The following is a 23,574-nucleotide window of genomic DNA, read 5'->3' as shown; positions in this document are numbered from 1 at the left end:
TATCGGGCTCATCCGTAGCCGAGGGTGTGCAGCCGGGCGTCGTCGATGCCGAAGTGGTGGGCGATCTCGTGCACGACCGTCACCTCGGTCTCCGCGACGACGTCCTCCCTGCTGTCGCACATCCGCAGCGTCGGCCCGCGATAGATGGTGATCCGGTCCGGCAGCACCCCCGCGTACCACTCGCCCCGGTCGGTCAGGGGCGTGCCCTCGTACAGTCCGAGCAGCTCGGGATCGTCGGCGGGCGGTTCGTCCTCCACGAACACCGCCACGTTGTCCATGAGCCGTGTCAGCTCCGGCGGGATCCGGTCGAGCGCCTCGGCGACCAGTTCCTCGAACTCCTCGCGCGTCATCTCCAGCACATGGTCATTGTCCGGTACGAGGGGCCGTACGAGACCGGTGCGGCACCGCATATCCGCCCCCGCACCCGGGCATACGGCACCAATGGTCCGCGTCCCCGTCGCAGTGTTCCGCAGGATGACGACCCGGCTGCGCCACCTCACGGCGATCCGCCTGCTCCCCGCCCTCCGCCGCGCCCACCGCCCCCACCGCGCCCGCCCGCTCCCCGCCCTGGAGCTCGCCGCGCGTCCCCACCCGTGGCTGCGCGCCCTCGGGCTGACGGTCGTCGTCCTGGTCGGCGCCTGGCTTGGGCTGCTGATCGTCGGGAACGTACGGGCCCCGGTCGGTCCCATGAACACGACGATGGCGCTGCGCCCGTCCCTGACCGGCGGCACGAAGATCAACGTCTCCCCGCTGGGCGCGCTCAGCCTGGACACCCATGTGGCGCCCGTCCGCCTGGACGTGAACGTGGACCAGCTCGACCCGCTGCGCTCCCAGGCCCTGGTCGACCACCCTGAGCGGATCTCCGGCCTCCAGGACGAGATCGCCCAGGACGTCGAGCACGGCACGCTGGACCTGGCGGTGCGCTCCTGTGCCGCGGTGGTCGTCGGAGCCACCGCCCTGGGCCTCGCCGTCTACCGCAGGCCCCGCCCGGCCCTGGCCGCCGGCGGCCTGGCGCTGACCCTGCTGGCCGCGTCGGGGGCGAGCGCGTACGCCACCTGGAACCCGAAGTCGGTACTGGAGCCGAGGTTCTCCGGGCTGCTCAGCTCGGCGCCGGCGGTGGTCGGCAACGCGCGCAGCATCGTCACCGAGTTCGACGTCTACCAGAAGGAGCTGGCCCGCCTGGTGACGAACGTGACGAAGCTCTACGACGTCACCTCCACGCTCCCGGCCTACCAGCCGGACCCCTCCACCATCCGGGTCCTGCACGTGTCCGACATCCACCTCAACCCGGCGAGCTGGAAGATCATCGCCTCGCTGGTGGAGCAGTACAAGGTGAACGTGATCGTCGACTCCGGCGACACGATGGACCACGGCACGGCGGCGGAGAACGGCTTCCTGGACCCGATCCGGAACCTGGGCGCGCCGTACGTATGGGTGCGGGGCAATCACGACTCCCGGACCACCCAGCGCTATCTGGAGCGGATGAAGAACGTGCACGTCCTGGACGACGGCCGGGCGGAAACCGTCGCCGGCCTGCGGTTCGCGGGAATCGGCGACCCCCAGTTCACCCCGGACCGCTCGGTGGCGCCCGGCGGGAACGCGGCCGAGCAGCTGGCGGGCGACCGGCTGGCCAGCGCCCTGCGCGACCAGCGGGCGGCCGGCACCCCGGTCGACGTCGCGATCGCCCACGAGCCGTCCGCGGCCCGTGAGACGGACGGCGAGGTGCCGCTGGTGCTGTGCGGCCATCTGCACCACGAAGGGGACGAGATGCTGCGGTACGGCACCCGGCTGCGCATGGAGGGCTCCACGGGCGGCAGCGGGCTGCGGGCGGTGGAGCACCAGTACCCGGCTCCCGTCGAGGCCTCGATCCTCTACTTCGACCGCGACAGCCACCGTCTGCAGGCCTGGGACGCGATCAAACTGGGCGGGCTCGGAGAGACGACGGCCGAGGTCAGCCGCCATCTGGCGGACGAGAGCCGCCCGAAGGCCGGATCGTCCCCGGGCACCCCGTCCCCCTCCTCCCCCACGTCGCCGACCCCCTCGCCGTAAACCGTTTTGGCGATACTCCCCGCCATCCCATATGCTTCTCACGTCCCCGACGCGCTGATGAAGCGCCCAGGCGGGCCGATAGCCCTCATCGTCTAGCGGCCTAGGACGCCGCCCTTTCAAGGCGGTAGCACGGGTTCGAATCCCGTTGGGGGCACGCAATACCGTGTGCGACACTGTTGCATGCACGCTTGGTCCTGTGGAGCAGTTTGGAGTGCTCGCCACCCTGTCAAGGTGGAGGCCGCGGGTTCAAATCCCGTCAGGACCGCTGGTGTTTCACGTGAAACACCATGGCTGGGTAGCTCAGTTGGTACGAGCGTCCGCCTGAAAAGCGGAAGGTCGCCGGTTCGACCCCGGCCCCAGCCACAGCCAGAAGGTCCCGTTCAGCGAACGGGGCCTTCGTCGTACAGCAGGGGTCACGCTGGCCTGTGGGGGGATCCGTGACAGACGACTTCCGGGGTTTCGACATCGCTCGGCGTGGTTACGACCGGGCCCAGGTGGACGCCTATCTGGCGTGCCTGTCCGCGGGCACGGCACCGCAGGCGCCACCTTCTTTCGACATCGTCCGGCGCGGGTATGACCGTGCTCAGGTGGACGCACGGGTCGCGCAGCTGCTGAACGGGGGTAGCGGGAGATGAGCCAGGACCAGGCCAGAGCGGTGTCGGACACCGACGTGGAGAAGACGCGGGCGCGGTACGGGCTGCTCGCCGTCATCGTCAGCAATCTCGCGATCGCCGGTGTCGCGGTCTTCGGTGTGTGGCGGCTCGACGGGGACAAGTCGGTGATCGTCGGCATCCTGACCGCCGCGTTCACCGCCGTGAGCAGCATGACGACCGCCTATCTGGGCATCAAGGCCGTCGCCAACACGGCGAAGTCGATCGGCCTCAGGGACGCGGCGGCCTCTCGCCCCACCGGCCCGGCCCCGTCCGCGGCGCCCGCTCAGCACACCGGCCCGGCCCCCTCCGCGGCGCCCGCTCAGCGCGCCGGCTCCTAGGACGGCGCGGGCGGGTCCTCCGGGCGGCCGCCGGGGTGACGGTGCCGCCAGGTCAGGAACACCGCGCAGGAGACGACCGTCCAGCCCGCCAGCACCAGGAAGGGAAAGGCGTGCTGGTAGCCGCGGAAGTACACGGCGGTGTGCTGGGCGTTCACCGAGGCGCCGGGCGGCAGCCAGCGGCCGATGGTGCCGAGCACGGACGGCAGCAGCGGCCAGGAGACCGCGCCGCCGGACGACGGGTTGCCGAGCAGCACCATCAGCGCCCAGGTCGGCAGCATCGCCCAGCGCCCGACCAGGGTGTTGAACATCGTGAACACCATGCCCGCCGTGAGCATCGTCAGGGCGAGGATCGCCCACGACTCCACGAACGGCAGCTTCAGCGCCCCCAGCCACCAGTCGACCACCGCGGCGATCGTGAACCCGCCGAGCAGGGCGTAGGCGACGATGTAGGCGATGCGCTCCAGCGGGTTCAGCGCCCGGGCGTGCACGCTGAGCTGGATGGCGCCGACGAAGCCGACGATCCCGGCGGCGAGCGAGATGTAGAAGATCGCGAGACCTCTCGGGTCGCCCCGCTGCAGTGGCTTGAGGTCGTGGACCAGCACGGTGGTGCGGGTGGCCTTGCCCACCTTCGCCCCGGCCTCCGCGAGCACCTGCGCGACCGTCGCGCCGGACGCGCCGGAGACGTCCAGGACGATCGACCGGCCGCCGGCGGGGGCCTCGACGACCGCGAACACCTTCTGCTGGTCCACCGCGCGGACGGCGTCCCGCCTGCTGTCGTACGGGTGCAGCTTCAGGGAGGCGTCCAGGGCCTGCTCCATGCCCCCGATGAAGCGCCGGGCCGCCGGCGCGTCGTAGGCGCCGGTCACCGCCGCGGGGATGCTGTGCGGGGTCGGGTTGGCCATGGCGTAGGTGTACGAGCCCGCGAAGAGGCCCGCCGCGGCGGCGATGAGCAGGAGCAGGACCGTCGCGGGGAGGAAGGGGGACCGTGTGAAGGCCGTCCAGCGCGAATCGGACATAACGGCTACTTTGGCAGCTCGGCAGGCGACTGGCGCTCCGAGTCAAATGGTTCGCGTGTTTTTCGGCCGGGGTGAGATCCTGGACCGCGTATGTCTACGCACCCAGCCCCCGCTCTCGGCACCCTCGCCCCCCGTCTGACCGAGCTGTCGCTGCGCGACGCGCACCGGCTCGGCCGGCGGCTCGAGGGCGCGCGCAAGATCCGTAAGCCGGAGGCCCGCGCCGCCGTCCTCGCCGAGATCGAGGCGGAGGTCGGCAAGGCCGAGGCCCGCATGGCCGAGCGGCGCTCCCGCGTGCCCGCCGTCGGGTACCCGGAGCAGCTGCCGGTCAGCCAGAAGAAGGAAGCGATCGCGGCCGCCATCCGCGATCACCAGGTCGTCATCGTCGCCGGTGAGACCGGCTCCGGCAAGACCACGCAGATCCCGAAGATCTGCCTGGAGCTGGGCCGCGGCGTGCGCGGCATGATCGGGCACACCCAGCCCCGGCGCATCGCCGCCCGCACCGTCGCCGAGCGCGTGGCGGATGAGCTGAAGACGCCCCTCGGCGAGGCCGTCGGCTGGAAGGTGCGGTTCACCGACCAGGTGAACCCGGACGCCACCTTCATCAAGCTGATGACGGACGGCATCCTGCTCGCCGAGATCCAGACCGACCGCGAGCTGCGCGCCTACGACACGATCATCATCGACGAGGCCCACGAGCGGTCCCTCAACATCGACTTCCTGCTCGGCTACCTGGCCCAGCTGCTGCCGAAGCGGCCGGACCTGAAGGTCGTCATCACCTCGGCGACCATCGACCCCGAGCGGTTCTCCCGGCACTTCGGCGACGCCCCGATCATCGAGGTCAGCGGCCGGACCTACCCGGTGGAGGTGCGCTACCGGCCGCTGCTGGAGGAGGACTCCGAGGACGCCGACCGCGACCAGATCACCGCGATCTGCGACGCCGTCGAGGAGCTCCAGGCCGAGGGCCCCGGCGACATCCTCGTCTTCCTCTCCGGCGAGCGGGAGATCCGCGACACCGCGGACGCCCTGGAGAAGAAGAAGTACCGGTTCACCGAGGTGCTGCCCCTGTACGCCCGGCTCTCGCACGCCGAGCAGCACCGGGTGTTCCAGCCGCACACCGGGCGCAGGATCGTGCTGGCCACGAACGTCGCCGAGACGTCCCTCACGGTGCCCGGCATCAAGTACGTCATCGACCCCGGCTTCGCCCGGATCAGCCGCTACAGCCACCGCACCAAGGTCCAGCGGCTGCCCATCGAGCCGGTCTCGCAGGCCAGCGCCAACCAGCGCAAGGGCCGCTGCGGCCGTACGAGCGACGGCATCTGCATCCGGCTGTACTCCGAGGAGGACTTCCTCGCCCGCCCGGAGTTCACGGACGCCGAGATCCTGCGCACGAACCTGGCCTCCGTCATCCTGCAGATGACCGCGGCCGGCCTCGGCGACATCGAGAAGTTCCCCTTCATCGACCCACCGGACCACCGCAACATCCGCGACGGCGTGCAGCTCCTCCAGGAACTGGGCGCGCTGGACCCGGCGCAGAAGGACCCGCGCAAGCGCCTCACCGAGACCGGCCGCAAGCTGGCCCAGCTGCCCGTCGACCCGCGTCTGGCCCGGATGGTCCTGGAGGCCGACAAGAACGGCTGCGTCCGCGAGGTCATGGTCATCGCGGCGGCCCTGTCCATCCAGGACCCGCGCGAGCGCCCGGCCGACAAGCAGACCCAGGCCGACCAGCAGCACGCCCGCTTCAAGGACGAGACCAGCGACTTCCTCGCCTACCTCAATCTGTGGCGGTACATCCGCGAGCAGCAGAAGGAGCGGGGATCCAGCTCGTTCCGCCGGATGTGCAAGCAGGAGTACCTGAACTTCCTGCGCATTCGCGAATGGCAGGACATCTACACCCAGCTGCGCACGGTCGCCAAGCAGATGGGCATCCACCTCAACGAGGACGACGCCCCGGCCGACCGCATCCACACCTCCCTCCTCGCCGGCCTCCTGTCCCACATCGGGATGAAGGACGTACGCGACGGCAACAAGAACGAGTACCTGGGCGCCCGCAACGCCAAGTTCGCGATCTTCCCGGGTTCCGCGCTGTTCAAGAAGCAGCCGAAGTTCGTGATGTCGGCCGAGCTGGTGGAGACGAGCCGGCTCTGGGCGCGGGTCAACGCCAGGATCGAGCCGGAGTGGGTCGAGCCGCTCGCCGGACACCTGCTGAAGCGGACGTACAGCGAGCCGCACTGGGAGAAGGACCAGGCGGCCGTGATGGCGTACGAGAAGGTCACGCTGTACGGCGTCCCGATCGTCGCCCAGCGCAAGGTGAACTACGGCCGGATCGACCCCGAGGTCAGCCGGGAGCTGTTCATCCGCAACGCGCTGGTCGAGGGCGACTGGCGTACGCACCACAAGTTCTTCGCCGACAACCGCAGGCTGCTCAGCGAGGTCGAGGAGCTGGAGCACCGTGCCCGGCGCCGGGACATCGTGGTGGACGACGAGACGCTGTTCGACTTCTACGACCAGCGGGTGCCCGAACACGTCGTGTCCGGCGCGCACTTCGACTCCTGGTGGAAGCACAAGCGGCACGAGCAGCCGGACTTCCTGGACTTCGAGCGGGAGATGCTCATCCGGGAGTCGGCGGAGGCGGTCACCAAGGCCGACTATCCGGACACCTGGCGGCAGGGCAACCTGAAGTTCAAGGTCACCTACCAGTTCGAGCCGGGCGCGGACGCCGACGGCGTGACCGTCCACATCCCGCTCCAGGTGCTCAACCAGGTCACGGACGAGGGCTTCGACTGGCAGATCCCGGGCCTGCGCGAGGAGGTCGTCACGGAGCTGATCCGCACCCTCCCCAAGCCGATCCGCCGCAACTACGTCCCCGCGCCGAACTACGCAAAGGCGTTCCTGGAGAAGGCGGTGCCCCTCCAGGAGCCGCTGACGGTGACGATGGCCCGCGAGCTGAAGCGGATGGTCGGCGTGCCGTTCGAGGCCGACGACTTCGACTGGTCGAAGGTCCCCGACCACCTGAAGATCACCTTCCGGATCGTCGACGAGCGGCGCCGGAAGCTGGCCGAGGACAAGGACCTGGAGGCGCTGAAGCTGCGCCTGAAGCCGAAGGCGCGCAAGGCCCTCTCCCAGGCAGCGGCGGCGACCGCCGAACGCCGGGGCGGCGAGTCCCTGGAGCGCGCGGGCCTGACCGACTGGACGATCGGCCCGCTCACCCGCGTCTTCGAGACCCGCCGCGCCGGCCAGCCGGTCAAGGCCTACCCCGCCCTGGTCGACGACGGCGACACGGTCTCGGTCCGGCTCTTCGACACGGAGGCCGAGCAGGCCGAGGCCATGTGGAAGGGCACCCGGCGGCTGATCCTGCGCAACATCCCGGTGAACCCGGCGAAGTTCGCGTCCGAGAAGCTGACGAACGCCCAGAAGCTGGCGCTCTCCGCGAACCCGCACGGCTCGATCCAGGCCCTCTTCGACGACTGCGCGACGGCGGCGGCCGACAAGCTGATCGCGGACTTCGGGGAGCCGGCGTGGGACGAGGAGTCGTACCGCAAGCTGTACGACAGGGTGCGCGCGGAGATCGTCGACGCGACGGTCCGTACGGTCGCCCAGGTGCAGCAGGTGCTGGCCGCATGGCAGGCCTGTGAGCGCCGCCTGAAGGCCGTGAAGAGCCCGGCGCTGCTGGCGAACCTGACGGACGTCCGCAAGCAGCTGGACGCCCTGGTGAAGCCGGGGTTCGTCACGTGGGCGGGCATACGGAGGCTTCCCGACCTCATGCGCTACCTGGTGGCCGCGGACCGACGTCTGCAGCAGATGCCGACGAACGTCCAGCGGGACACCACGCGCATGGAGAAGGTCCACGAGATGCAGGACGAGTACGCCTGGCTCCTGGAACAGCTCCCCCAGGGCCGTCCGGTGCCGCAGCAGGTCCTGGACATCCGCTGGATGATCGAGGAGCTGAGGGTCAGTTACTTCGCCCACGCCCTCGGCACCGCGTACCCCGTCTCCGACAAGCGGATCGTGAAGGCGATCGACGCGGCGGCGCCGTGACCGCACACGCACAGGGAGTGAGTTCGACCAGGCGGCCCCACCTCCTGTAGAGTCTCTTCTCGCAGCGCAGTGCACAATCAAAGCGCCGCGAAACCTGGTCCTGTGGAGCAGTTTGGAGTGCTCGCCACCCTGTCAAGGTGGAGGCCGCGGGTTCAAATCCCGTCAGGACCGCAGAAATGGCTGAGGCCCGCATCCATCACGGATGCGGGCCTCACTCGTTTACCCACCCCGCTGCCGACCCGGAGGCCGCGCCCGCGGCGAAGCCGCAGTCGAACACAGCAAATCCCGTCAGGACCGCAGAGATGGCTGAGGCCCCTATCCACCACGGATGCCGGCCTCAATCGCATGCCCCCACCATGCCGCCGACCCGGAGGCCGCGCCCGCGGCGAAGCCGCCACCGAACACAGCAAATCCCGTCAAGACCACAGAGACCACCGAGGCCCGCACCCACCACGGATGCCGGCCTCAATCGCATGCCCCCACCATGCCGCCGACCCGGAGGCCGCGCCCGCGGCGAAGCCGCCACCGAACACAGCAAATCCCGTCAAGACCACAGAGACCACCGAGGCCCGCACCCACCACGGATGCCGGCCTCAGCCTCATGCCCCCACCACCCCGCCGACCCGGAAGCCGCGCGAGCGGACGCAGCGGGACCGCAGAGAGCAGGGTGCGCGGCCGTCAAGGGTGCCTGTAGCGCGCCACCAGCCCTCGGCGTCCCGGCACGGCGCTCCCCTGGCGTGGAGCCCTGCGGAACCCGGCCTGCGAAGCCGCCCTTCGCCTCCGTCGCAGGCGCTCGGCACCTTGACGGCGTCACATTCCGTCGGTACCCAGAAGACAGGGCCCGTTCCCCTGTGCGGTCCGCGGAGGTGGGGTATGGCGGCATCGGTCAGGCACGAGACGCGGGCGCTGCTCAGGGCGCATCTGTCGGCCGCGTCGTCCTACCGGCATCTCACCCGCCACTGTCCCATCTGCCATCACCTCCTGCGGCTGGCGATGGACGCCGGCTCGCGGGTCCCCGAGGCGAGCGACGAGGAAGCCGAGGACGAGCGTCCCCGCAGCGCGTGATCCCGTCTCGGCCCCAACACCCTTGCGAGCGTGGGACGCTGACACGGCACCGCTCCTCTAGCGCACTCATGCCGTCGGCAACAACAGCCGAGCCATGTGACGGGAGTCACCGCATGAGTTTCTGAAACGGCGGTACTTACCCGGCTCCTACAACGGGTCAATTTAATATGTGCAATTGCACCGCTCTCACGGCTGCCGCACAGCCGTTCCGACACCCCTGCCCAGACTCCGACAAGGCCGCGCACAAGCAGGCCACCCGCACCCGGACAGGCGCACAAAAAAGATCGCGCTGGACCCGGCGGAGTCCAGCGCGATCGACGACGCACCCTGTGTCGCTGCCTACAACGTTCTCTTCGGCTTGGGCGAGGGCCCTGTTGGGGCAGGTCCCGCGTCGCTTGGAGCTAGGGTTCCGGGCGCCTCGGCGAGTTGGGGGACCAGCCGTGTTGCCCGGTTATGCGGTTGTTCAGGCCTCGCTGCGCTGCTGCGGGATGCCCGCGAGCAGGGCGCGGACCTCGGCCTCGCGGTAGCGGCGGTGCCCGCCGAGCGTGCGGATGGACGTGAGCTTGCCGGCCTTCGCCCACCGCGTGACCGTCTTGGGGTCGACGCGGAACATCGTGGCGACCTCAGCCGGGGTCAGCAGCGGCTCGGCATCAGGGGTGCGAGCGGTCATGAGCGGCCTCCTCGGGAGAACCGAACCTTCTCGGTTCTTTCCTCTAAATTCTGCACCTTGACCCGCGTTGCCCGAAATGGCGGACGCGAGTCGAGTCGGTTATAGGACGAACGGCTTGTCCTCGGCACTACAACTACACCATCTGTCCAGCCGCGTCGGCCAAACCGATGGAATTGCCCTCCCAGGTGTTCATCAGCGACGGAAGCCGATGGACCATGCCATAGCGGACAGTCACGCCACTGTGACGATCAGTCACAGGACGATCAGGAGTCACGAGACCCCCCAAAGCGTGCAATGCTGAGAATCCGCCCACATTGGAGCACAGTTGGGCGAACGGAGCCCTCCCCGGACTCCTTGTCCTATTTTGGCATGAGGGGCGGCACTTAGGGCAAGGCTCTTGTAAGTGCTGTCCATCACCCTTGAGACAAAAGTCCAGATCGGGACCATCGTCCCGTGAGCGGGTCAAGTGGCCTAGACCGTACGCTGTTCGACGCCGTTCGAGCCGTGACGTACGTCACTCTCGCGGCGATTCCGGAACCTCAGTTCGCCGAGCGCCGGTCCCGCACCGCGCGCCACCGCTCCACGAGCCGCGCGTAGGCCTCCCCGGCCGCCGTCCCGTCGCCCCGGCGCAGCGCGTCGATGCCCTCGGCCACGTCCGCGGCCGAGTGGTCGCCCTCCAGCTCACCGGCCGGGAGCACATGCACCAGGCCGCCGTAGTCCAGCTCCACCAGTGAGCGCGGATGGAACTCCTCCAGCCAGCGCCCGACGTCCACGAGACCGTCGATCAGCGGCCCTTCCTCCACGGTGTCCCGCAGCGTGCGCAGCGCCCGCGCCACCCGGCGCCTGGCCTGCACCATCGGCGTGCGGTAGCGCAGCAGCGGCGGCACGTCGGCGGTGCCCTTCTCGTACTGCCGCTCCCCGTCGGAGACCAGCACGAACCAGTTCAGCGGCACCTGCCAGGTCGCCGTGCGGATCCACGGGCGGGCGTCGGGGTTGCGGGCCAGCCAGCGCTCGTAGTCCTGGGCGGCCTGGCGCCGTACGACCGGGGGCAGCACGGCGTCCAGGACCGGAGCCGGCAGCTCCTCGGCCAGCTCGCCGAGCGCCTGCCAGCCGCGCAGCCGGGTCCGCCAGGGGCACACGCAGACCACGCCGTCGACCTCCGCCACGAAGGCGTCGCCGCTCTCGCGCACGGGCACCGCGACCGGCGGTGTGGGCAGCAAGTCGGCGAGGGAGCGGCGCAGTTCGTCCTGGTAGGAGGGGCGGTCGGGGCGGCGGGCGTAGCGCGCCCAGTGGTCGCGCTCCGGCTCGGGGAAGGCGCCCAGCGGCTCGTACACGCGCAGGTACGCGGCATAGGGGACGACCACGGAGGACACCTTCGGCACGCCTGCTCCCTCCCCATCGGGCCCGCCTCGAAACACTGCAAATCGTCCCACGGTCATGCGTGCGCGAGCGGCACGGGAGAGTGATCCTGAACACTGCACGGATGGTGGTCGCGCAAAGGCTCTACGCTCATGCCAGGCCCCGCCACCCGTACGGGGTCCACCCCACAACGCCGCTCTTTACACAGGAGTCACCACAGTGACCGACGTAATTGGCGCACCTGCCGATGTCCTGCACACCCTGTTCCACTCGGACCAGGGCGGCCACGAGCAGGTCGTGCTCTGCCAGGACCGCGCCACCGGCCTGAAGGCCGTGATCGCCATCCACTCCACCGCCCTGGGCCCGGCCCTCGGCGGCACGCGCTTCTATCCGTACGCGAACGAGGCCGAGGCGGTCGCCGACGCCCTCAACCTCGCACGCGGCATGTCGTACAAGAACGCCATGGCCGGTCTCGACCACGGCGGCGGGAAGGCCGTGATCATCGGCGACCCGGAGCGCGACAAGACCGAGGAGCTGCTGCTCGCCTACGGCCGCATGGTCGCCTCGCTCGGCGGGCGCTACGTCACCGCCTGCGACGTCGGCACCTATGTCGCCGACATGGACGTCGTGGCCCGCGAGTGCCGCTGGACCACCGGCCGCTCCCCCGAGAACGGCGGCGCCGGCGACTCCTCCGTCCTCACCGCCTTCGGCGTCTACCAGGGCATGCGGGCCTCCGCCCAGCACCTGTGGGGCGACCCCTCGCTGCGCGGCCGCAAGGTCGGCATCGCCGGCGTCGGCAAGGTCGGCCGGCACCTGGTCGGGCACCTGCGCGCCGAGGGCGCCGAGGTGGTGATCACCGACGTGCGCGAGGACGCCGTCCAGCGGATCCTCGAGCAGTACCCCGCGGGCGTGACGGCGGTCGCCGGCACCGAGGACCTGATCCGGGTCGAGGGGCTCGACATCTACGCCCCGTGCGCGCTCGGCGGCGCCCTGAACGACGCCTCCGTCCCGGTGCTGACCGCCAGGGTGGTGTGCGGCGCGGCCAACAACCAGCTCGCCCACCCGGGCGTGGAGAAGGACCTCGCCGACCGGGGGATCCTCTACGCGCCGGACTACGTGGTGAACGCGGGCGGGGTCATCCAGGTCGCCGACGAGCTGCACGGGTTCGACTTCGACCGGTGCAAGGCGAAGGCAGCGAAGATCTTCGACACCACGCTTGCAATCTTCGCACGTGCGAAGGAAGACGGGATTCCGCCGGCCGCCGCGGCCGACCGGATCGCCGAGCAGCGGATGGCCGAGGCGCGCTCCGGGCACGCTGCGGAGTGATCCGGTCGCACAGGTGAGCGGTACCCGTCGGCGGAAACTTCGAGAGAACTCTCACTTCCACCGGCGGGTCGTTCCCCGATAAGTGGTTAAAATCGCCACTGACCAGCGAGGACAGGGCGCCTCGACGGTCCTGTGCACACGCGCGTGCTGCGGGCGACGTACCGTATGGGCGCGGGCTCAGGTACCGTGGAAGCCCTACGGACCGGCCTCTCCATGGAGAGTCCGTTCCAGATCATGAACGCGTGTCAGACTCTGGGGCCGTCGAGCCCCGTCGTTGAGGGGGTCGAGCCATGGGGCGCGGCCGGGCCAAGGCCAAGCAGACGAAGGTCGCCCGCCAGCTGAAGTACAACAGCGGTGGGACGGACCTCTCACGCCTGGCCGAGGAGCTGGGCGCATCGACGTCGCCGTCGAACGTGTCACCGAACGGTGACCACTTCGAGGACGCCGATGAGCATGACGACGACGACCTGTACCGTCGGTACGCCGACCTCTACGAGGACGACGACGAGGATGAGGACGAGAGTCCTCACCAGCACCGTCGCGGCGCTTGACCTTGCATTGACCAGTCCGGTCGGTGGCACTGCCACCGACCGGTTTCTGTGCTGTCGGCACGGTCGCCGGCCGCGGGATCAGGCGGCGTAGTCCCCGACCAGCTCCGCGCCGGTCTCCTTCGCGCCCCGGTCGGTGATCTCGCCGGCCACCCAGGCGTCGACTCCGCGGTCGGCCAGGGTCGCCAGGGCGACGTCGGCGGACTCCGCGGGGACGATCGCCATCATGCCGACGCCCATGTTCAGGGTCTTCTCCAGCTCCAGGCGCTCGACGTTCCCGGTCCTGCCGACCAGGTCGAAGACGGCGCCCGGGGTCCAGGTGGAGCGGTCGACGACGGCGTGCAGCGCGTCGGGGATCACGCGGGCCAGGTTGGCCGCGAGTCCGCCGCCGGTGATGTGGCTGAACGCGTGCACCTCGGTGGTGCGGGTCAGCGCCAGGCAGTCCAGCGAGTAGATCTTGGTGGGCTCCAGCAGCTCCTCGCCGAGGGTGCGGCCGAGTTCGGCGACCTCGGACTCCAGGTTGAGGCCCGCCGTGTTCAGCAGCACGTGGCGGACCAGGGAGTACCCGTTGGAGTGAAGCCCGGAGGACGCCATGGCGATCACCGCGTCGCCCGCGCGGATGCGGTCCGCACCGAGCAGCCGGTCGGCCTCCACGACGCCCGTACCGGCCCCGGCGACGTCGAAGTCGTCCTCGCCCAGCAGACCGGGGTGTTCGGCCGTCTCGCCGCCCACCAGGGCGCACCCGGCGAGCACACAGCCCTCCGCGATGCCCTTGACGATGGCCGCGACGCGCTCGGGGTGGACCTTGCCGACGCAGATGTAGTCGGTCATGAACAGCGGCTCGGCGCCGCACACCACGATGTCGTCCATGACCATGGCGACCAGGTCGTGGCCGATCGTGTCGTAGACGCCCATGCGGCGCGCGATGTCGACCTTCGTGCCGACGCCGTCGGTGGCGGAGGCGAGCAGCGGCCGCTCGTAGCGCTTGAGGGCGGAGGCGTCGAAGAGCCCGGCGAAACCGCCGAGGCCGCCGAGGACCTCGGGGCGCTGCGTCTTCTTCACCCACTCCTTCATCAGCTCGACGGCGCGGTCGCCCGCCTCGATGTCGACGCCCGCCGCTGCGTAGCTGGCACCAGTTGTCTCAGACATGACTGTGAGAGCTTTCGTGTCGTACTGCAGGGGTGTTACGGGCGACGGATCGCGTCGGCCGCGGCCGTGGCGGCGGGACCGGCCGCCAGCTCGGTCTCCAGCAGCTGCTTGCCGAGCAGCTCCGGGTCCGGCAGTTCCATCGGGTACTCGCCGTCGAAGCAGGCGCGGCACAGGTTCGGCTTGGCGATGGTGGTCGCCTCGATCATGCCGTCGATGGAGATGTAGGCGAGCGAGTCGGCGCCGAGCGAGGTGCCGATCTCCTCGATGGTCATGCCGTTGGCGATCAGTTCCGCGCGCGTGGCGAAGTCGATGCCGAAGAAGCAGGGCCACTTCACGGGCGGCGAGGAGATCCGGATGTGGACCTCGGCGGCGCCGGCCTCGCGCAGCATGCGGACCAGGGCCCGCTGGGTGTTGCCGCGCACGATCGAGTCGTCGACGACGACCAGGCGCTTGCCCTTGATGACTTCCTTCAGCGGGTTCAGCTTCAGGCGGATGCCGAGCTGGCGGATGGTCTGCGAGGGCTGGATGAAGGTCCGGCCGACGTAGGCGTTCTTCACCAGGCCCGCGCCGAAGGGGATGCCGGAGGCCTCCGCGTAGCCGATGGCGGCCGGGGTGCCCGACTCCGGGGTCGCTATGACCAGGTCGGCCTCGACCGGGGCCTCCTTGGCGAGCCGGCGGCCCATCTCCACGCGGGAGAGGTACACGTTCCGGCCGGCGATGTCGGTGTCCGGGCGGGCCAGGTACACGTACTCGAAGACACAGCCCTTGGGCTTCGCTTCTGCGAATCGGGAGCTGCGCAGGCCGTTCTCGTCGATGGCGACGAACTCGCCCGGCTCGATCTCGCGGACGAAGCTCGCGCCGCAGATGTCCAGGGCGGCGCTCTCGGAGGCGACGACCCAGCCGCGCTCCAGCCGGCCGAGCACCAGCGGGCGGATGCCCTGCGGGTCACGGGCGGTGTAGAGGGTGTGCTCGTCCATGAAGACGAGCGAGAAGGCGCCCCGCACCTTCGGCAGGACCTGGTGGGCCGCCTCCTCGATGGTGAGCGGCTTGCCGTCCTCGTCGACCTGGGCGGCGAGCAGTGCCGTCAGCAGGTCGGTGTCGTTGGTGGCCGCGACCCGGGTGGAGCGGCTGTTGTTGTCGTTCGGCAGGTCGGCGACCATCTCGGCGAGCTGCGCCGTGTTGACCAGGTTGCCGTTGTGGCCGAGCGCGATCGAGCCGTGCGCGGTGGCGCGGAACGTCGGCTGGGCGTTCTCCCACACGGAGGCGCCGGTGGTCGAGTAGCGGGCGTGACCGACCGCGATGTGACCCTGGAGCGAGCCGAGCGAGGTCTCGTCGAAGACCTGGGAGACCAGGCCCATGTCCTTGAAGACGAGGATCTGGGAGCCGTTGCTGACCGCGATTCCCGCGGATTCCTGACCCCGGTGCTGGAGGGCGTAGAGCCCGAAGTACGTGAGCTTTGCGACCTCTTCGCCCGGAGCCCAGACACCGAAGACGCCGCAAGCGTCCTGGGGGCCCTTCTCGCCGGGAAGCAGATCGTGATTGAGTCGACCGTCACCACGTGGCACGCCACCGAGTGTAGGCGAGGTCGACCACTGGTCCGAATTGGGGATCCGTGCCCGCGACGGCCCGCGCCCGCCGATCACCTTGTGGGTTTCCGTGTTTCGGCTGGTCAGCGAGGTGCGCTAGGCGCGGGCGGTGGACCCGCGAGCGGCGCAGGGCGACCCGGGCGCCGGATGCGCACGTGAGGTGTCGCACATCATCCGGGCGCGTTGCCGCTGAGGTGGACGCGGTCGCCGTCGCCGTCCGTGAGCGTGAGTGTCCCGTGGTCCGTGCTGGCTGTGAGCGTGCCGGTGGTGAGGGCGCGCGCGAGGGCGCGTTCGAAGTCCATCCGCTCCGGGCCGCAGGCCATCCTGGTGGTGCGCAGGTCGCCGAAGGTGATGCGGTCGCCGTGGACGGTGGCCCGCGCGCTGAACTGGTTGCAGCCGAGGTTGCCGGCCGCCGTGCCGTCCGCGTCGATGCGCAGGCGGGCGGAGGCGGGCGCGTGCCGGGTCGTACCGCCCACGGTGAGGCTGTCGACCCGCCAGTCGACGCCGGTCACGGGCTGCTGGACGGTCACCGCACCACTGTCCGCCTTCCCGCTGCCGCACGCCACCGTGAGCACGGCGAGCACGGTGGCCGCCGGCGCGTGGATCATGCGTTGCTTGTACCGGTTCATGGCGATTCGACGGCCGACCGGTCCCGCCGGTTCCGCTCACACCATGAGCGGCAGCAGCCCCCCGATGTCCGCGCGCTCCCCGCTCGCGCTCACCTTGGCCTCCTCCAGGGCGTCCTTCCAGCCCAGGCGGCCGGTGGCGAGCCGGATCCAGGTCAGCGGGTCGGTCTCGACGACGTTCGGCGGGGTTCCCCGGGTGTGCCGGGGCCCCTCGACGCACTGCACCACCGCGTACGGCGGCACCCGCACCTCGGTGGAGCCGCCGGGCGCCTTCACGGCGATCGCGTCGGCGAGCAGCCGGGTGGCGGCGGCCAGGGCCTGGCGGTCGTACGGCACCTCGAGGCCCGGCACGGCGGCGTTCAGGTCGTCGGTGTGGACGACCAGCTCGACGGTACGGGTGACCAGGTAGTCGTCCAGGGACATCGAACCGGCACTCGTGCGGAGGATCCGGGTGCCGGGATGCTCGTCGAGGAGGGCGCGCAGGGACTGCTCGACGTCCGCGAGGTAGGCGTCGAGGTCGGCGTGCTCGGCGGCGAGGTTCCGGGTGAACTCGTCGATGGCGGCGGAGTTGGCCGCGGTGGCGAACGGCCAGTCGAGCAGCACGGCGTCCGCCTTGGCCGGCTCCGGCAGGTCGAGCGCCCGGCGGACCGCGGTGAGCGCCATGCCGATGTGCACGACGAGATCGCGTACGGTCCACTCGCCGAGCCGCGTGGTCCGGGCGAGCTGCTCGGGACCGAGGCGCCGTACCGCCTCTCGCACGTGCAGGAACTGGGCGAAGACCGCTGCCCGGGTCCTGGCGGGGTCATAGCTGCGGGCGCGCTTGGTGGCCGGTGGCATGGGGGTGAGCCTATGCCTCCACGGCGCGGTCCTTCAGGGCCTTTTCGACCACGGCCAGCCGGGCGGTGCCGAAAGTGTTATGAAGGGTACGTGGAGGTGCCTTCCGGGCGCTCTCGTCAGCTCCCTCGCCTGATCAACCCCCGCAGCTCGGCCGGGCAGGTGTTCCTTCTCCAGGTCCTGATCGTGCTGCTCCTTGTCTCCGCCGCGGTCGCGGGGCTGGTGACGCAGGCGGCGAACGACGCCGTACGGCAGGGCCGCCGGGCGTCGGTGGTCGCGGCCGAGTCGTTCGCGAACGCCCCCGGCACGGCCCCGGCGCTGCGCAGCCCGCACCCCACGGCGGTGCTGCAGCCGCGGGCCGAGGCGGCACGCAAACGGGCGGGCGTGGACTTCGTCGTCGTCATGAACACCCAGGGCATCCGCTACACCTATCCCTACCCCCGGGAGATCGGGAAGAAGTTCGTCGGCACCATCGCACCGGCGCTGCACGGCCACACCGTCGTGGAGCAGGCCGGCGGGCCGCCCCTGCCGGCCGGCAAGGGCACGGACGTGCAGGCGGTGGTGCCGGTCACCGACGCCCACGGCACGGTCGTCGGACTGGTCTCCGCCGGCCTGACGGTGAAGAACGTGGCGCGCCTGTGGCTGCCGCAGCTGCTGATGGCCCTCGGCGCCGGCCTGGCCGCGCTGGTGCTGGCCGGGACGGGGACGACACTGGTGGCCCGGCGGCTGCTGCGGCAGACGGGCGGCCTGGCCCCGGCCCAGCTGGCGGGGATGTACGCGCACCACGACGCGGTCCTGCACGCCGTACGGGAAGGAGTGCTGATCACCGACGACGGCGGGCGGCTGGTCCTCGCCAACGACGAGGCGCGGCGCCTGCTGTGCCTGGCCGAGGGAGCACCGGGCACCGCGGTGCGGGACCTGGGCCTGCCCCAGCCGCTCACGGCCCTGCTCACCTCGCCCGACGAGGTCACCGACGAGGTGTGCCCCGTGCGGGACCGGCTGCTGGCGGTGAACAAGCGGCCCACGTTCCCGGGCGAGCGCCGGGGCGGCAGCGTCATCACCCTGCGCGACACCACCGAGCTGGCGACGGTGTCGGGCCGGGCCGAGCTGGCGCGGGAGCGGCTGCGGCTGCTGTACGAGGCCGGCATGCGGATCGGGACGACGCTGGACGTACGGCGTACGGCGCAGGAGCTGGCCGACGCGGCGGTGCCCCGGTTCGCCGACCTCGTCACGGTGGATCTGCTCGAACCGGTGCTGCACGGATGGGAACCGACGGCGGAGGGCTGGCGCTGTCTGCGGCGCACGGCGATCGGCGGCGTGTGGGAGACGATGCCGGTGTATCCGCTGGACGACGTCATCGCGCTCTCACCCGGTACTCCGCAGATGCTCGCGCTGCAGCGGGGCACGGGCGTGCTGGAGCCGGACCTGTGGCGGGCGCAGGGCTGGCGGGAGCACGCGCCCGAGCGCACGCGCACGGCCCTGGAGCGGGGGATGCTCTCCCTGGTGACCGTGCCGCTGCGGGCGCGGAACGTCACCCTGGGCGTGGCCAACTTCTACCGGACCCGCCGGTCCCCGGCGTTCGAGCCGGAGGATCTGTCCTTCGCGGAGGAGCTGACGGCACGCGCGGCGGTGGCCATCGACAACGCCCGCAGGTTCACCCGGGAGCACGCGACGGCCGTGACCCTGCAGCACAGCCTGCTGCCGCGCGGGCAGCCCGAGCAGGACGCGCTGGAGGTGGCCTGGCGGTACCTGCCGGCCGAGGCCGGGGTGGGCGGCGACTGGTTCGACGTCATCCCGCTGCCGGGCGCACGGGTGGCGCTGGCGATGGGCGACGTCGTCGGACACGGACTGCACGCGGCGGCCACGATGGGACGGCTGCGCACCGCGGTGCACAACTTCTCCTCCCTGGACCTCCCGGTGGACGAGGTGCTGGGCAACCTGGACGACCTGGTCGTCCGCATGGACAACGAGGACTCCACCGGCGACGGCCGCGAGGGGGAGGGGGTGACGGGGGCGACCTGCCTGTACGCGATCTACGACTCGGTGACGGGGACCTGCACCATGGCCCGCGCGGGGCACCCCGTCCCGGTGGTGGTCGCTCCGGACGGGACGGTGCGCTGCCCGGAGGTGCCGGTCTCGGCGCCGCTCGGCCTGGGCGGCTACCCCTTCGAGACCGCCGAGCTGCACCTGCCGGAAGGCGCACGGCTGGTGCTGTACACCAACGGCCTGGTGGAGGACCGTACCCGCGACCTCGACGCCGGGCTGGACGCGCTGCGCCAGGCGCTGGCCACGGCCACGGGGCGCACCCCGCACGAGACCTGCCAGGCGGTGATCGACGCCCTGAAACCCGCGCACCGCCGCGACGACGTCGCGCTGCTGGTGGCACGCACCCGGCTGGTCCCGCGCTCCCGCCTCGCCGAGTGGGAGGTGCCTTCCGACCCGGCGGTGGTGCCCTCGGTGCGGGCCCGGTGCAGGGAGAAGCTGGAGCAGTGGGGGCTGGAGGAGGACGCGTACACCACGGAACTGATCGTCAGTGAGCTGGTCACGAACGCGATCCGGTACGGCGCGCCACCGGTCACCGTGCGGCTGCTTCGCGGGCGCTGCCTGATGTGCGAGGTGTCGGACGCCAGCAGCACCTCACCGCGGCTGCGGCGGGCGGCGACCATGGACGAGGGCGGCCGGGGACTGTTCCTGGTGGCGCAGTTCGCGCAGCGGTGGGGGACGCGGTACACCCCTCGCGGCAAGGTCATCTGGGCGGAACGGACCCTGCACGACGGCGCGGCGCCCACCACGTCCCACACACCGGTCGACGTCCTGCTGGAGCAGTTCGGCGACCTGTGAGCCAGGACCCGTGGCGAACACGGCGGCGGCCCGCGCCACCCGCCGGGGGTGGTGCGGGCCGCCGCCCGGCACGCGGGCCGGTCAGGCCAGCAGCGCCGGGATGGTCTCCTCGTGGGCCCTGCGCAGCTCCTCCAGCGTGAGCGTGAACGCGCCCTGGACCTCGACCGTGTCTCCGTCCACGACACCGATCCGGGTGGCCGGCAGGCCCCGCGCACCGCACATGTCGTTGAAGCGGACCTCCTCCGAACGCGGCACCGCGACGATCGCGCGGCCGGCCGACTCGGAGAACAGGAAGGTGAAGGCGTCCAGGCCGTCCGGTACGACCAGACGGGCGCCCTTGCCGCCGAGCAGCGCGGACTCCACCACGGCCTGGACCAGACCGCCGTCGGACAGGTCGTGCGCGGAGTCGATCATGCCGTCGCGGGAGGCGGAGATCAGGATCTCGGCCAGCAGCCGCTCCCGCTCCAGGTCGACCTTCGGGGGCAGGCCGCCGAGGTGGTCGTGGACCACCTGGGACCAGGCCGAGCCGCCGAACTCCTCGCGGGTGTCGCCGAGGAGGTAGATCAGCTGGCCCTCCTCCTGGAAGGCGACCGGGGTGCGGCGGGCGACGTCGTCGATCACGCCCAGGACCGCGACCACCGGGGTCGGGTGGATCGCCGCCTCGCCGGTCTGGTTGTACAGCGAGACGTTGCCGCCGGTCACCGGCGTGCCGAGCTGCCGGCAGCCGTCGGCCAGGCCGCGCACGGCCTCCGCGAACTGCCACATCACGGCCGGGTCCTCGGGCGAGCCGAAGTTCAGGCAGTCGGAGACCGCGAGCGGCTTCGCGCCCGTCGTCGCCACGTTCCGGTACGCCTCGGCCAGCGCCAGCTGCGCGCCCGTGTACGGGTCGAGCTTGGCGTAGCGGCCGTTGCCGTCCGTGGCGATGGCGACGCCGAGGCCGGTCTTCTCGTCCACGCGGATCATGCCGGAGTCCTCCGGCTGGGCGAGGACGGTGTTGCCCTGCACGAGGTGGTCGTACTGCTGGGTGATCCACTTCTTGGAGGCCTGGTTCGGGGAGGCGACCAGCTTCAGGACCTGGTCCTTCAGCTCCTCTGCGGTCTCCGGCCGGGGCAGCTTGCCGGCGTCGTCGGCCTGGAGGGCGTCCTGCCAGTCCGGGCGGGCGTACGGCCGCTCGTAGGTCGGGCCCTCGTGGGCGACCGTGCGCGGGTCGACGTCCACGATCTTCTCGCCGTGCCAGAAGATCTCCAGGCGGTCGCCGTCGGTCACCTCGCCGATGACGGTGGCGATGACGTCCCACTTCTCGCAGATCTCCAGGAAGCGGCCGACCTTCTCCGGCTCCACGACCGCGCACATGCGCTCCTGCGACTCGCTCATGAGGATCTCCTCGGGCGAGAGCGTGGAGTCGCGCAGGGGCACGTCGTCCAGGGTGACGCGCATGCCGCCGGAACCGTTGGACGCCAGCTCGCTCGTCGCGCAGGACAGGCCGGCCGCGCCGAGGTCCTGGATGCCGACGACCAGCTTCTCCTTGAAGGCCTCCAGGGTGCACTCGATGAGGAGCTTCTCCTGGAAGGGGTCGCCGACCTGCACCGCGGGACGCTTGGACGGCTTGGCGTCGTCGAAGGTCTCCGAGGCCAGGATCGACGCGCCGCCGATGCCGTCGCCGCCGGTCCGGGCGCCGTACAGGATGACCTTGTTGCCGGCGCCGGACGCCTTGGCGAGGTGGATGTCCTCGTGCCGCATCACACCGATGGCACCGGCGTTGACCAGCGGGTTGCCCTGGTAGCAGGCGTCGAAGACGACCTCGCCGCCGATGTTGGGCAGGCCCAGGCAGTTGCCGTAGCCGCCGATGCCGGCGACGACGCCCGGCAGCACGCGCTTGGTGTCGGGGTGGTCGGCCGCGCCGAAGCGCAGCGGGTCCACCACGGCCACCGGGCGGGCGCCCATCGCGATGATGTCGCGGACGATGCCGCCGACACCCGTGGCCGCGCCCTGGTAGGGCTCGACGTACGACGGGTGGTTGTGCGACTCGACCTTGAAGGTCACGGCGTAACCCTGGCCGACGTCCACCACGCCCGCGTTCTCGCCGATGCCGACGAGCAGCGCGTCGCTCTGCGGGGCCTTCTCGCCGAACTGGCGCAGATGGACCTTGGAGGACTTGTACGAGCAGTGCTCGGACCACATGACCGAGTACATGGCGAGTTCGGCGCCGGTCGGGCGGCGGCCGAGGATCTCCACCACCCGCTCGTACTCGTCCTTCTTCAGGCCCAGTTCGGCCCAGGGCAGCTCGACGTCGGGGGTCGCGGCCGCGTGCTCGACCGTGTCCAGAGGCGTCCGGCTCATGCGTTGACCAGCTTCTTGAGGATCGAGGTGAAGAACGGCAGCCCGTCGGTACGGCCCGTACCGACCAGCGGCTCGACGGCGTGCTCCGGGTGCGGCATCAGGCCGACGACGTTGCCGGCCTCGTTGGTGATGCCGGCGATGTCGCGGAGCGAGCCGTTCGGGTTGAAGTCGAGGTACCGGAAGACCACGCGGCCCTCCGCCTCCAGCTTGTCGAGGGTGTACTCGTCGGCGACGTACCGGCCGTCCATGTTCTTCAGCGGGATGTGGATCTCCTGGCCCGCGCGGTAGTCGGCGGTCCAGGCGGTCTCCGCGTTCTCCACCCGCAGCTTCTGGTCGCGGCAGATGAAGTGGAGGTGGTCGTTGCCGAGCATGCCGCCCGGGAGGAGGTGGGCCTCGGTGAGGATCTGGAAGCCGTTGCAGATGCCGAGGACCGGAAGTCCGGCCTTCGCCTCCTCGATGACCGTCTCCATCACCGGCGAGAACCGGGAGATGGCACCGGCCCGCAGATAGTCGCCGTAGGAGAAACCGCCGGGCAGGACGACGGCGTCGACCTGCTTGAGGTCCTTGTCCTTGTGCCACAGGGCGACCGGTTCGGCGCCCGCGAGACGGATCGCGCGCTGGGCATCCTGATCGTCGAGGCTGCCCGGGAAAGTGACGACGCCAATACGAGCGGTCACTTCGCCGCCTCCGCCACTTCTTCGACCTTGACGGTGAAGTCCTCGATCACGGTGTTCGCGAGGAAGGATTCCGCAAGATCGTGGATGCGGGCGAGCGCGGCCTCGTCGACCGGCCCGTCAACTTCCAGTTCGAAACGCTTTCCCTGGCGGACGTCCGAGATCCCTTCGAAACCCAGGCGCGGCAGCGCACGCTGGACCGCCTGGCCCTGGGGGTCGAGGATCTCCGGCTTGAGCATGACGTCGACTACGACGCGTGCCACTGGCACTCCCGGTGTGTGGTGCTGAGCAGGTCCCTTCAGACTACCCGCACAAAATTTCTACGCGAGTAGAGTTGTAGGAAACTACGTGAGGCGCATCACGATCGGGTGTCGGAGCCGTGCGCCCGCGAAAAGTTCTGGGAAAGTTCCACAGTCCGCCCCGTTCACCTATTGTCTTCGGACACGCGGACGGATTTAGTCGGGC

18 protein-coding genes and 4 tRNA genes are annotated in these 23,574 nt (G+C 70.6%); 11 read left to right on the top strand and 11 right to left on the bottom strand.

Annotation, left to right across the window (positions count from 1 at the left end; all coding sequences use genetic code 11):
- Positions 1-8 precede the first annotated feature (8 nt).
- Complete coding sequence (locus ACGFZN_RS10675; protein ID WP_393858078.1) at positions 9-359, bottom strand: metallopeptidase family protein; 351 nt, start codon at positions 357-359, stop codon at positions 9-11.
- An 82-nt stretch (positions 360-441) separates the two neighbouring features.
- On the opposite strand from ACGFZN_RS10675, the gene ACGFZN_RS10670 reads away from it, so the two are divergent.
- From ACGFZN_RS10670 to ACGFZN_RS10650, 5 genes are all read left to right on the top strand, one after another.
- Positions 442-2,049 (top strand): metallophosphoesterase, encoded by a 1,608-nt coding sequence (locus ACGFZN_RS10670; protein WP_393858077.1) that lies wholly within the window; start codon positions 442-444, stop codon positions 2,047-2,049.
- An 81-nt stretch (positions 2,050-2,130) separates the two neighbouring features.
- Positions 2,131-2,203: transfer RNA gene (locus tag ACGFZN_RS10665), tRNA-Glu, on the top strand.
- Positions 2,204-2,239: 36 nt separating this feature from the next.
- Positions 2,240-2,314 (top strand) — tRNA-Asp (locus tag ACGFZN_RS10660).
- 24 nt (positions 2,315-2,338) lie between these two features.
- A tRNA-Phe gene (locus ACGFZN_RS10655) sits at positions 2,339-2,412 on the top strand.
- Between the two features lie 268 nt (positions 2,413-2,680).
- A complete protein-coding gene (locus ACGFZN_RS10650; RefSeq protein WP_393858076.1) occupies positions 2,681-3,040 on the top strand; it encodes a hypothetical protein in 360 nt (119 codons plus the stop codon).
- Here the strand turns inward: ACGFZN_RS10650 and ACGFZN_RS10645 are convergent.
- Complete coding sequence (locus tag ACGFZN_RS10645; protein WP_393858075.1) at positions 3,037-4,056, bottom strand: ABC transporter permease; 1,020 nt, start codon at positions 4,054-4,056, stop codon at positions 3,037-3,039. The genes ACGFZN_RS10650 and ACGFZN_RS10645 overlap by 4 nt on opposite strands.
- A gap of 90 nt (positions 4,057-4,146) precedes the next feature.
- On the opposite strand from ACGFZN_RS10645, the gene hrpA reads away from it, so the two are divergent.
- From hrpA to ACGFZN_RS10630, 3 genes are all read left to right on the top strand, one after another.
- Positions 4,147-8,091 carry an ATP-dependent RNA helicase HrpA gene (gene hrpA / locus ACGFZN_RS10640; protein ID WP_393858074.1) on the top strand — a complete coding sequence of 1,315 codons (3,945 nt, stop codon included), beginning with the start codon at positions 4,147-4,149 and terminating at the stop codon, positions 8,089-8,091.
- Positions 8,092-8,187: 96 nt separating this feature from the next.
- Positions 8,188-8,262: transfer RNA gene (locus ACGFZN_RS10635), tRNA-Asp, on the top strand.
- 702 nt (positions 8,263-8,964) lie between these two features.
- Positions 8,965-9,156, top strand: coding sequence for a DUF6274 family protein (locus ACGFZN_RS10630; RefSeq protein ID WP_393858073.1), 192 nt, complete (start codon positions 8,965-8,967; stop codon positions 9,154-9,156).
- Between the two features lie 463 nt (positions 9,157-9,619).
- On the opposite strand, the gene bldC is transcribed toward ACGFZN_RS10630, so the two are convergent.
- Together bldC and ACGFZN_RS10620 are read right to left on the bottom strand one after the other, a co-directional pair.
- The gene (gene bldC, locus ACGFZN_RS10625) at positions 9,620-9,826 is read right to left on the bottom strand and encodes a developmental transcriptional regulator BldC (protein ID WP_003949541.1); all 207 of its coding nucleotides are present in this window, start codon (positions 9,824-9,826) and stop codon (positions 9,620-9,622) included.
- Between the two features lie 539 nt (positions 9,827-10,365).
- Positions 10,366-11,208 carry a hypothetical protein gene (locus tag ACGFZN_RS10620; RefSeq protein ID WP_393858072.1) on the bottom strand — a complete coding sequence of 281 codons (843 nt, stop codon included), beginning with the start codon at positions 11,206-11,208 and terminating at the stop codon, positions 10,366-10,368.
- Between the two features lie 196 nt (positions 11,209-11,404).
- On the opposite strand from ACGFZN_RS10620, the gene ACGFZN_RS10615 reads away from it, so the two are divergent.
- Both ACGFZN_RS10615 and ACGFZN_RS10610 read left to right on the top strand, forming a co-directional pair.
- Entirely contained in the window at positions 11,405-12,511 is a 1,107-nt protein-coding gene (locus tag ACGFZN_RS10615) for a Leu/Phe/Val dehydrogenase (protein WP_393858071.1), read from the top strand.
- A 290-nt stretch (positions 12,512-12,801) separates the two neighbouring features.
- A complete protein-coding gene (locus tag ACGFZN_RS10610) occupies positions 12,802-13,062 on the top strand; it encodes a DUF3073 domain-containing protein (RefSeq protein ID WP_393858070.1) in 261 nt (86 codons plus the stop codon).
- Between the two features lie 78 nt (positions 13,063-13,140).
- Here the strand turns inward: ACGFZN_RS10610 and purM are convergent, their stop codons facing one another.
- The 4 genes from purM to ACGFZN_RS10590 form a co-directional block, all read right to left on the bottom strand.
- Positions 13,141-14,208, bottom strand: coding sequence for a phosphoribosylformylglycinamidine cyclo-ligase (purM, locus tag ACGFZN_RS10605; RefSeq protein ID WP_393858069.1), 1,068 nt, complete (start codon positions 14,206-14,208; stop codon positions 13,141-13,143).
- Positions 14,209-14,243: 35 nt separating this feature from the next.
- Positions 14,244-15,773, bottom strand: coding sequence for an amidophosphoribosyltransferase (gene purF, locus ACGFZN_RS10600; RefSeq protein WP_393858068.1), 1,530 nt, complete (start codon positions 15,771-15,773; stop codon positions 14,244-14,246).
- Between the two features lie 191 nt (positions 15,774-15,964).
- Positions 15,965-16,402, bottom strand: coding sequence for an META domain-containing protein (locus tag ACGFZN_RS10595; RefSeq protein WP_393858067.1), 438 nt, complete (start codon positions 16,400-16,402; stop codon positions 15,965-15,967).
- A 57-nt stretch (positions 16,403-16,459) separates the two neighbouring features.
- Complete coding sequence (locus ACGFZN_RS10590) at positions 16,460-17,257, bottom strand: sterol carrier family protein (protein WP_393858066.1); 798 nt, start codon at positions 17,255-17,257, stop codon at positions 16,460-16,462.
- Positions 17,258-17,269: 12 nt separating this feature from the next.
- Between ACGFZN_RS10590 and ACGFZN_RS10585 the strand changes: the two genes are divergently transcribed.
- Positions 17,270-20,095 carry a SpoIIE family protein phosphatase gene (locus ACGFZN_RS10585; protein ID WP_393858065.1) on the top strand — a complete coding sequence of 942 codons (2,826 nt, stop codon included), beginning with the start codon at positions 17,270-17,272 and terminating at the stop codon, positions 20,093-20,095.
- A gap of 81 nt (positions 20,096-20,176) precedes the next feature.
- On the opposite strand, the gene purL is transcribed toward ACGFZN_RS10585, so the two are convergent.
- From purL to purS, 3 genes are read right to left on the bottom strand one after another with little or no spacing between them, the layout of a single operon-like run.
- Positions 20,177-22,435, bottom strand: coding sequence for a phosphoribosylformylglycinamidine synthase subunit PurL (gene purL, locus ACGFZN_RS10580; RefSeq protein ID WP_393858064.1), 2,259 nt, complete (start codon positions 22,433-22,435; stop codon positions 20,177-20,179).
- Positions 22,432-23,112, bottom strand: a complete 681-nt coding sequence (gene purQ / locus ACGFZN_RS10575; RefSeq protein ID WP_393858063.1) for a phosphoribosylformylglycinamidine synthase subunit PurQ — start codon at positions 23,110-23,112, stop codon at positions 22,432-22,434. Before purQ ends, purL begins: the two co-directional genes overlap by 4 nt.
- Entirely contained in the window at positions 23,109-23,372 is a 264-nt protein-coding gene (purS, locus tag ACGFZN_RS10570; protein WP_015659417.1) for a phosphoribosylformylglycinamidine synthase subunit PurS, read from the bottom strand. Before purS ends, purQ begins: the two co-directional genes overlap by 4 nt.
- Between the last annotated feature and the right edge of the window lie 202 nt (positions 23,373-23,574).

It is taken from the genome of Streptomyces sp. NPDC048192, assembly GCF_043202415.1.
Taxonomy (GTDB): domain Bacteria; phylum Actinomycetota; class Actinomycetes; order Streptomycetales; family Streptomycetaceae; genus Streptomyces.
This window is presented reverse-complemented; position numbering and strand designations above follow the sequence as displayed.

What these genes read in the sequence shown, in the direction of transcription:
- ACGFZN_RS10630 (WP_393858073.1), top strand. Translation starts at nt 8,965, where the DNA reads ATGGCGGCATCGGTCAGGCACGAGACGCGGGCGCTGCTCAGGGCGCAT.
- purM (WP_393858069.1), bottom strand. Translation starts at nt 14,208, where the DNA reads ATGTCTGAGACAACTGGTGCCAGCTACGCAGCGGCGGGCGTCGACATC.
- ACGFZN_RS10645 (WP_393858075.1), bottom strand. Translation starts at nt 4,056, where the DNA reads ATGTCCGATTCGCGCTGGACGGCCTTCACACGGTCCCCCTTCCTCCCC.
- purL (WP_393858064.1), bottom strand. Translation starts at nt 22,435, where the DNA reads ATGAGCCGGACGCCTCTGGACACGGTCGAGCACGCGGCCGCGACCCCC.
- ACGFZN_RS10670 (WP_393858077.1), top strand. Translation starts at nt 442, where the DNA reads ATGGTCCGCGTCCCCGTCGCAGTGTTCCGCAGGATGACGACCCGGCTG.
- bldC (WP_003949541.1), bottom strand. Translation starts at nt 9,826, where the DNA reads ATGACCGCTCGCACCCCTGATGCCGAGCCGCTGCTGACCCCGGCTGAG.
- ACGFZN_RS10585 (WP_393858065.1), top strand. Translation starts at nt 17,270, where the DNA reads ATGCCTCCACGGCGCGGTCCTTCAGGGCCTTTTCGACCACGGCCAGCC.
- hrpA (WP_393858074.1), top strand. Translation starts at nt 4,147, where the DNA reads ATGTCTACGCACCCAGCCCCCGCTCTCGGCACCCTCGCCCCCCGTCTG.
- ACGFZN_RS10595 (WP_393858067.1), bottom strand. Translation starts at nt 16,402, where the DNA reads ATGATCCACGCGCCGGCGGCCACCGTGCTCGCCGTGCTCACGGTGGCG.
- ACGFZN_RS10590 (WP_393858066.1), bottom strand. Translation starts at nt 17,257, where the DNA reads ATGCCACCGGCCACCAAGCGCGCCCGCAGCTATGACCCCGCCAGGACC.
- ACGFZN_RS10610 (WP_393858070.1), top strand. Translation starts at nt 12,802, where the DNA reads ATGGGGCGCGGCCGGGCCAAGGCCAAGCAGACGAAGGTCGCCCGCCAG.
- ACGFZN_RS10650 (WP_393858076.1), top strand. Translation starts at nt 2,681, where the DNA reads ATGAGCCAGGACCAGGCCAGAGCGGTGTCGGACACCGACGTGGAGAAG.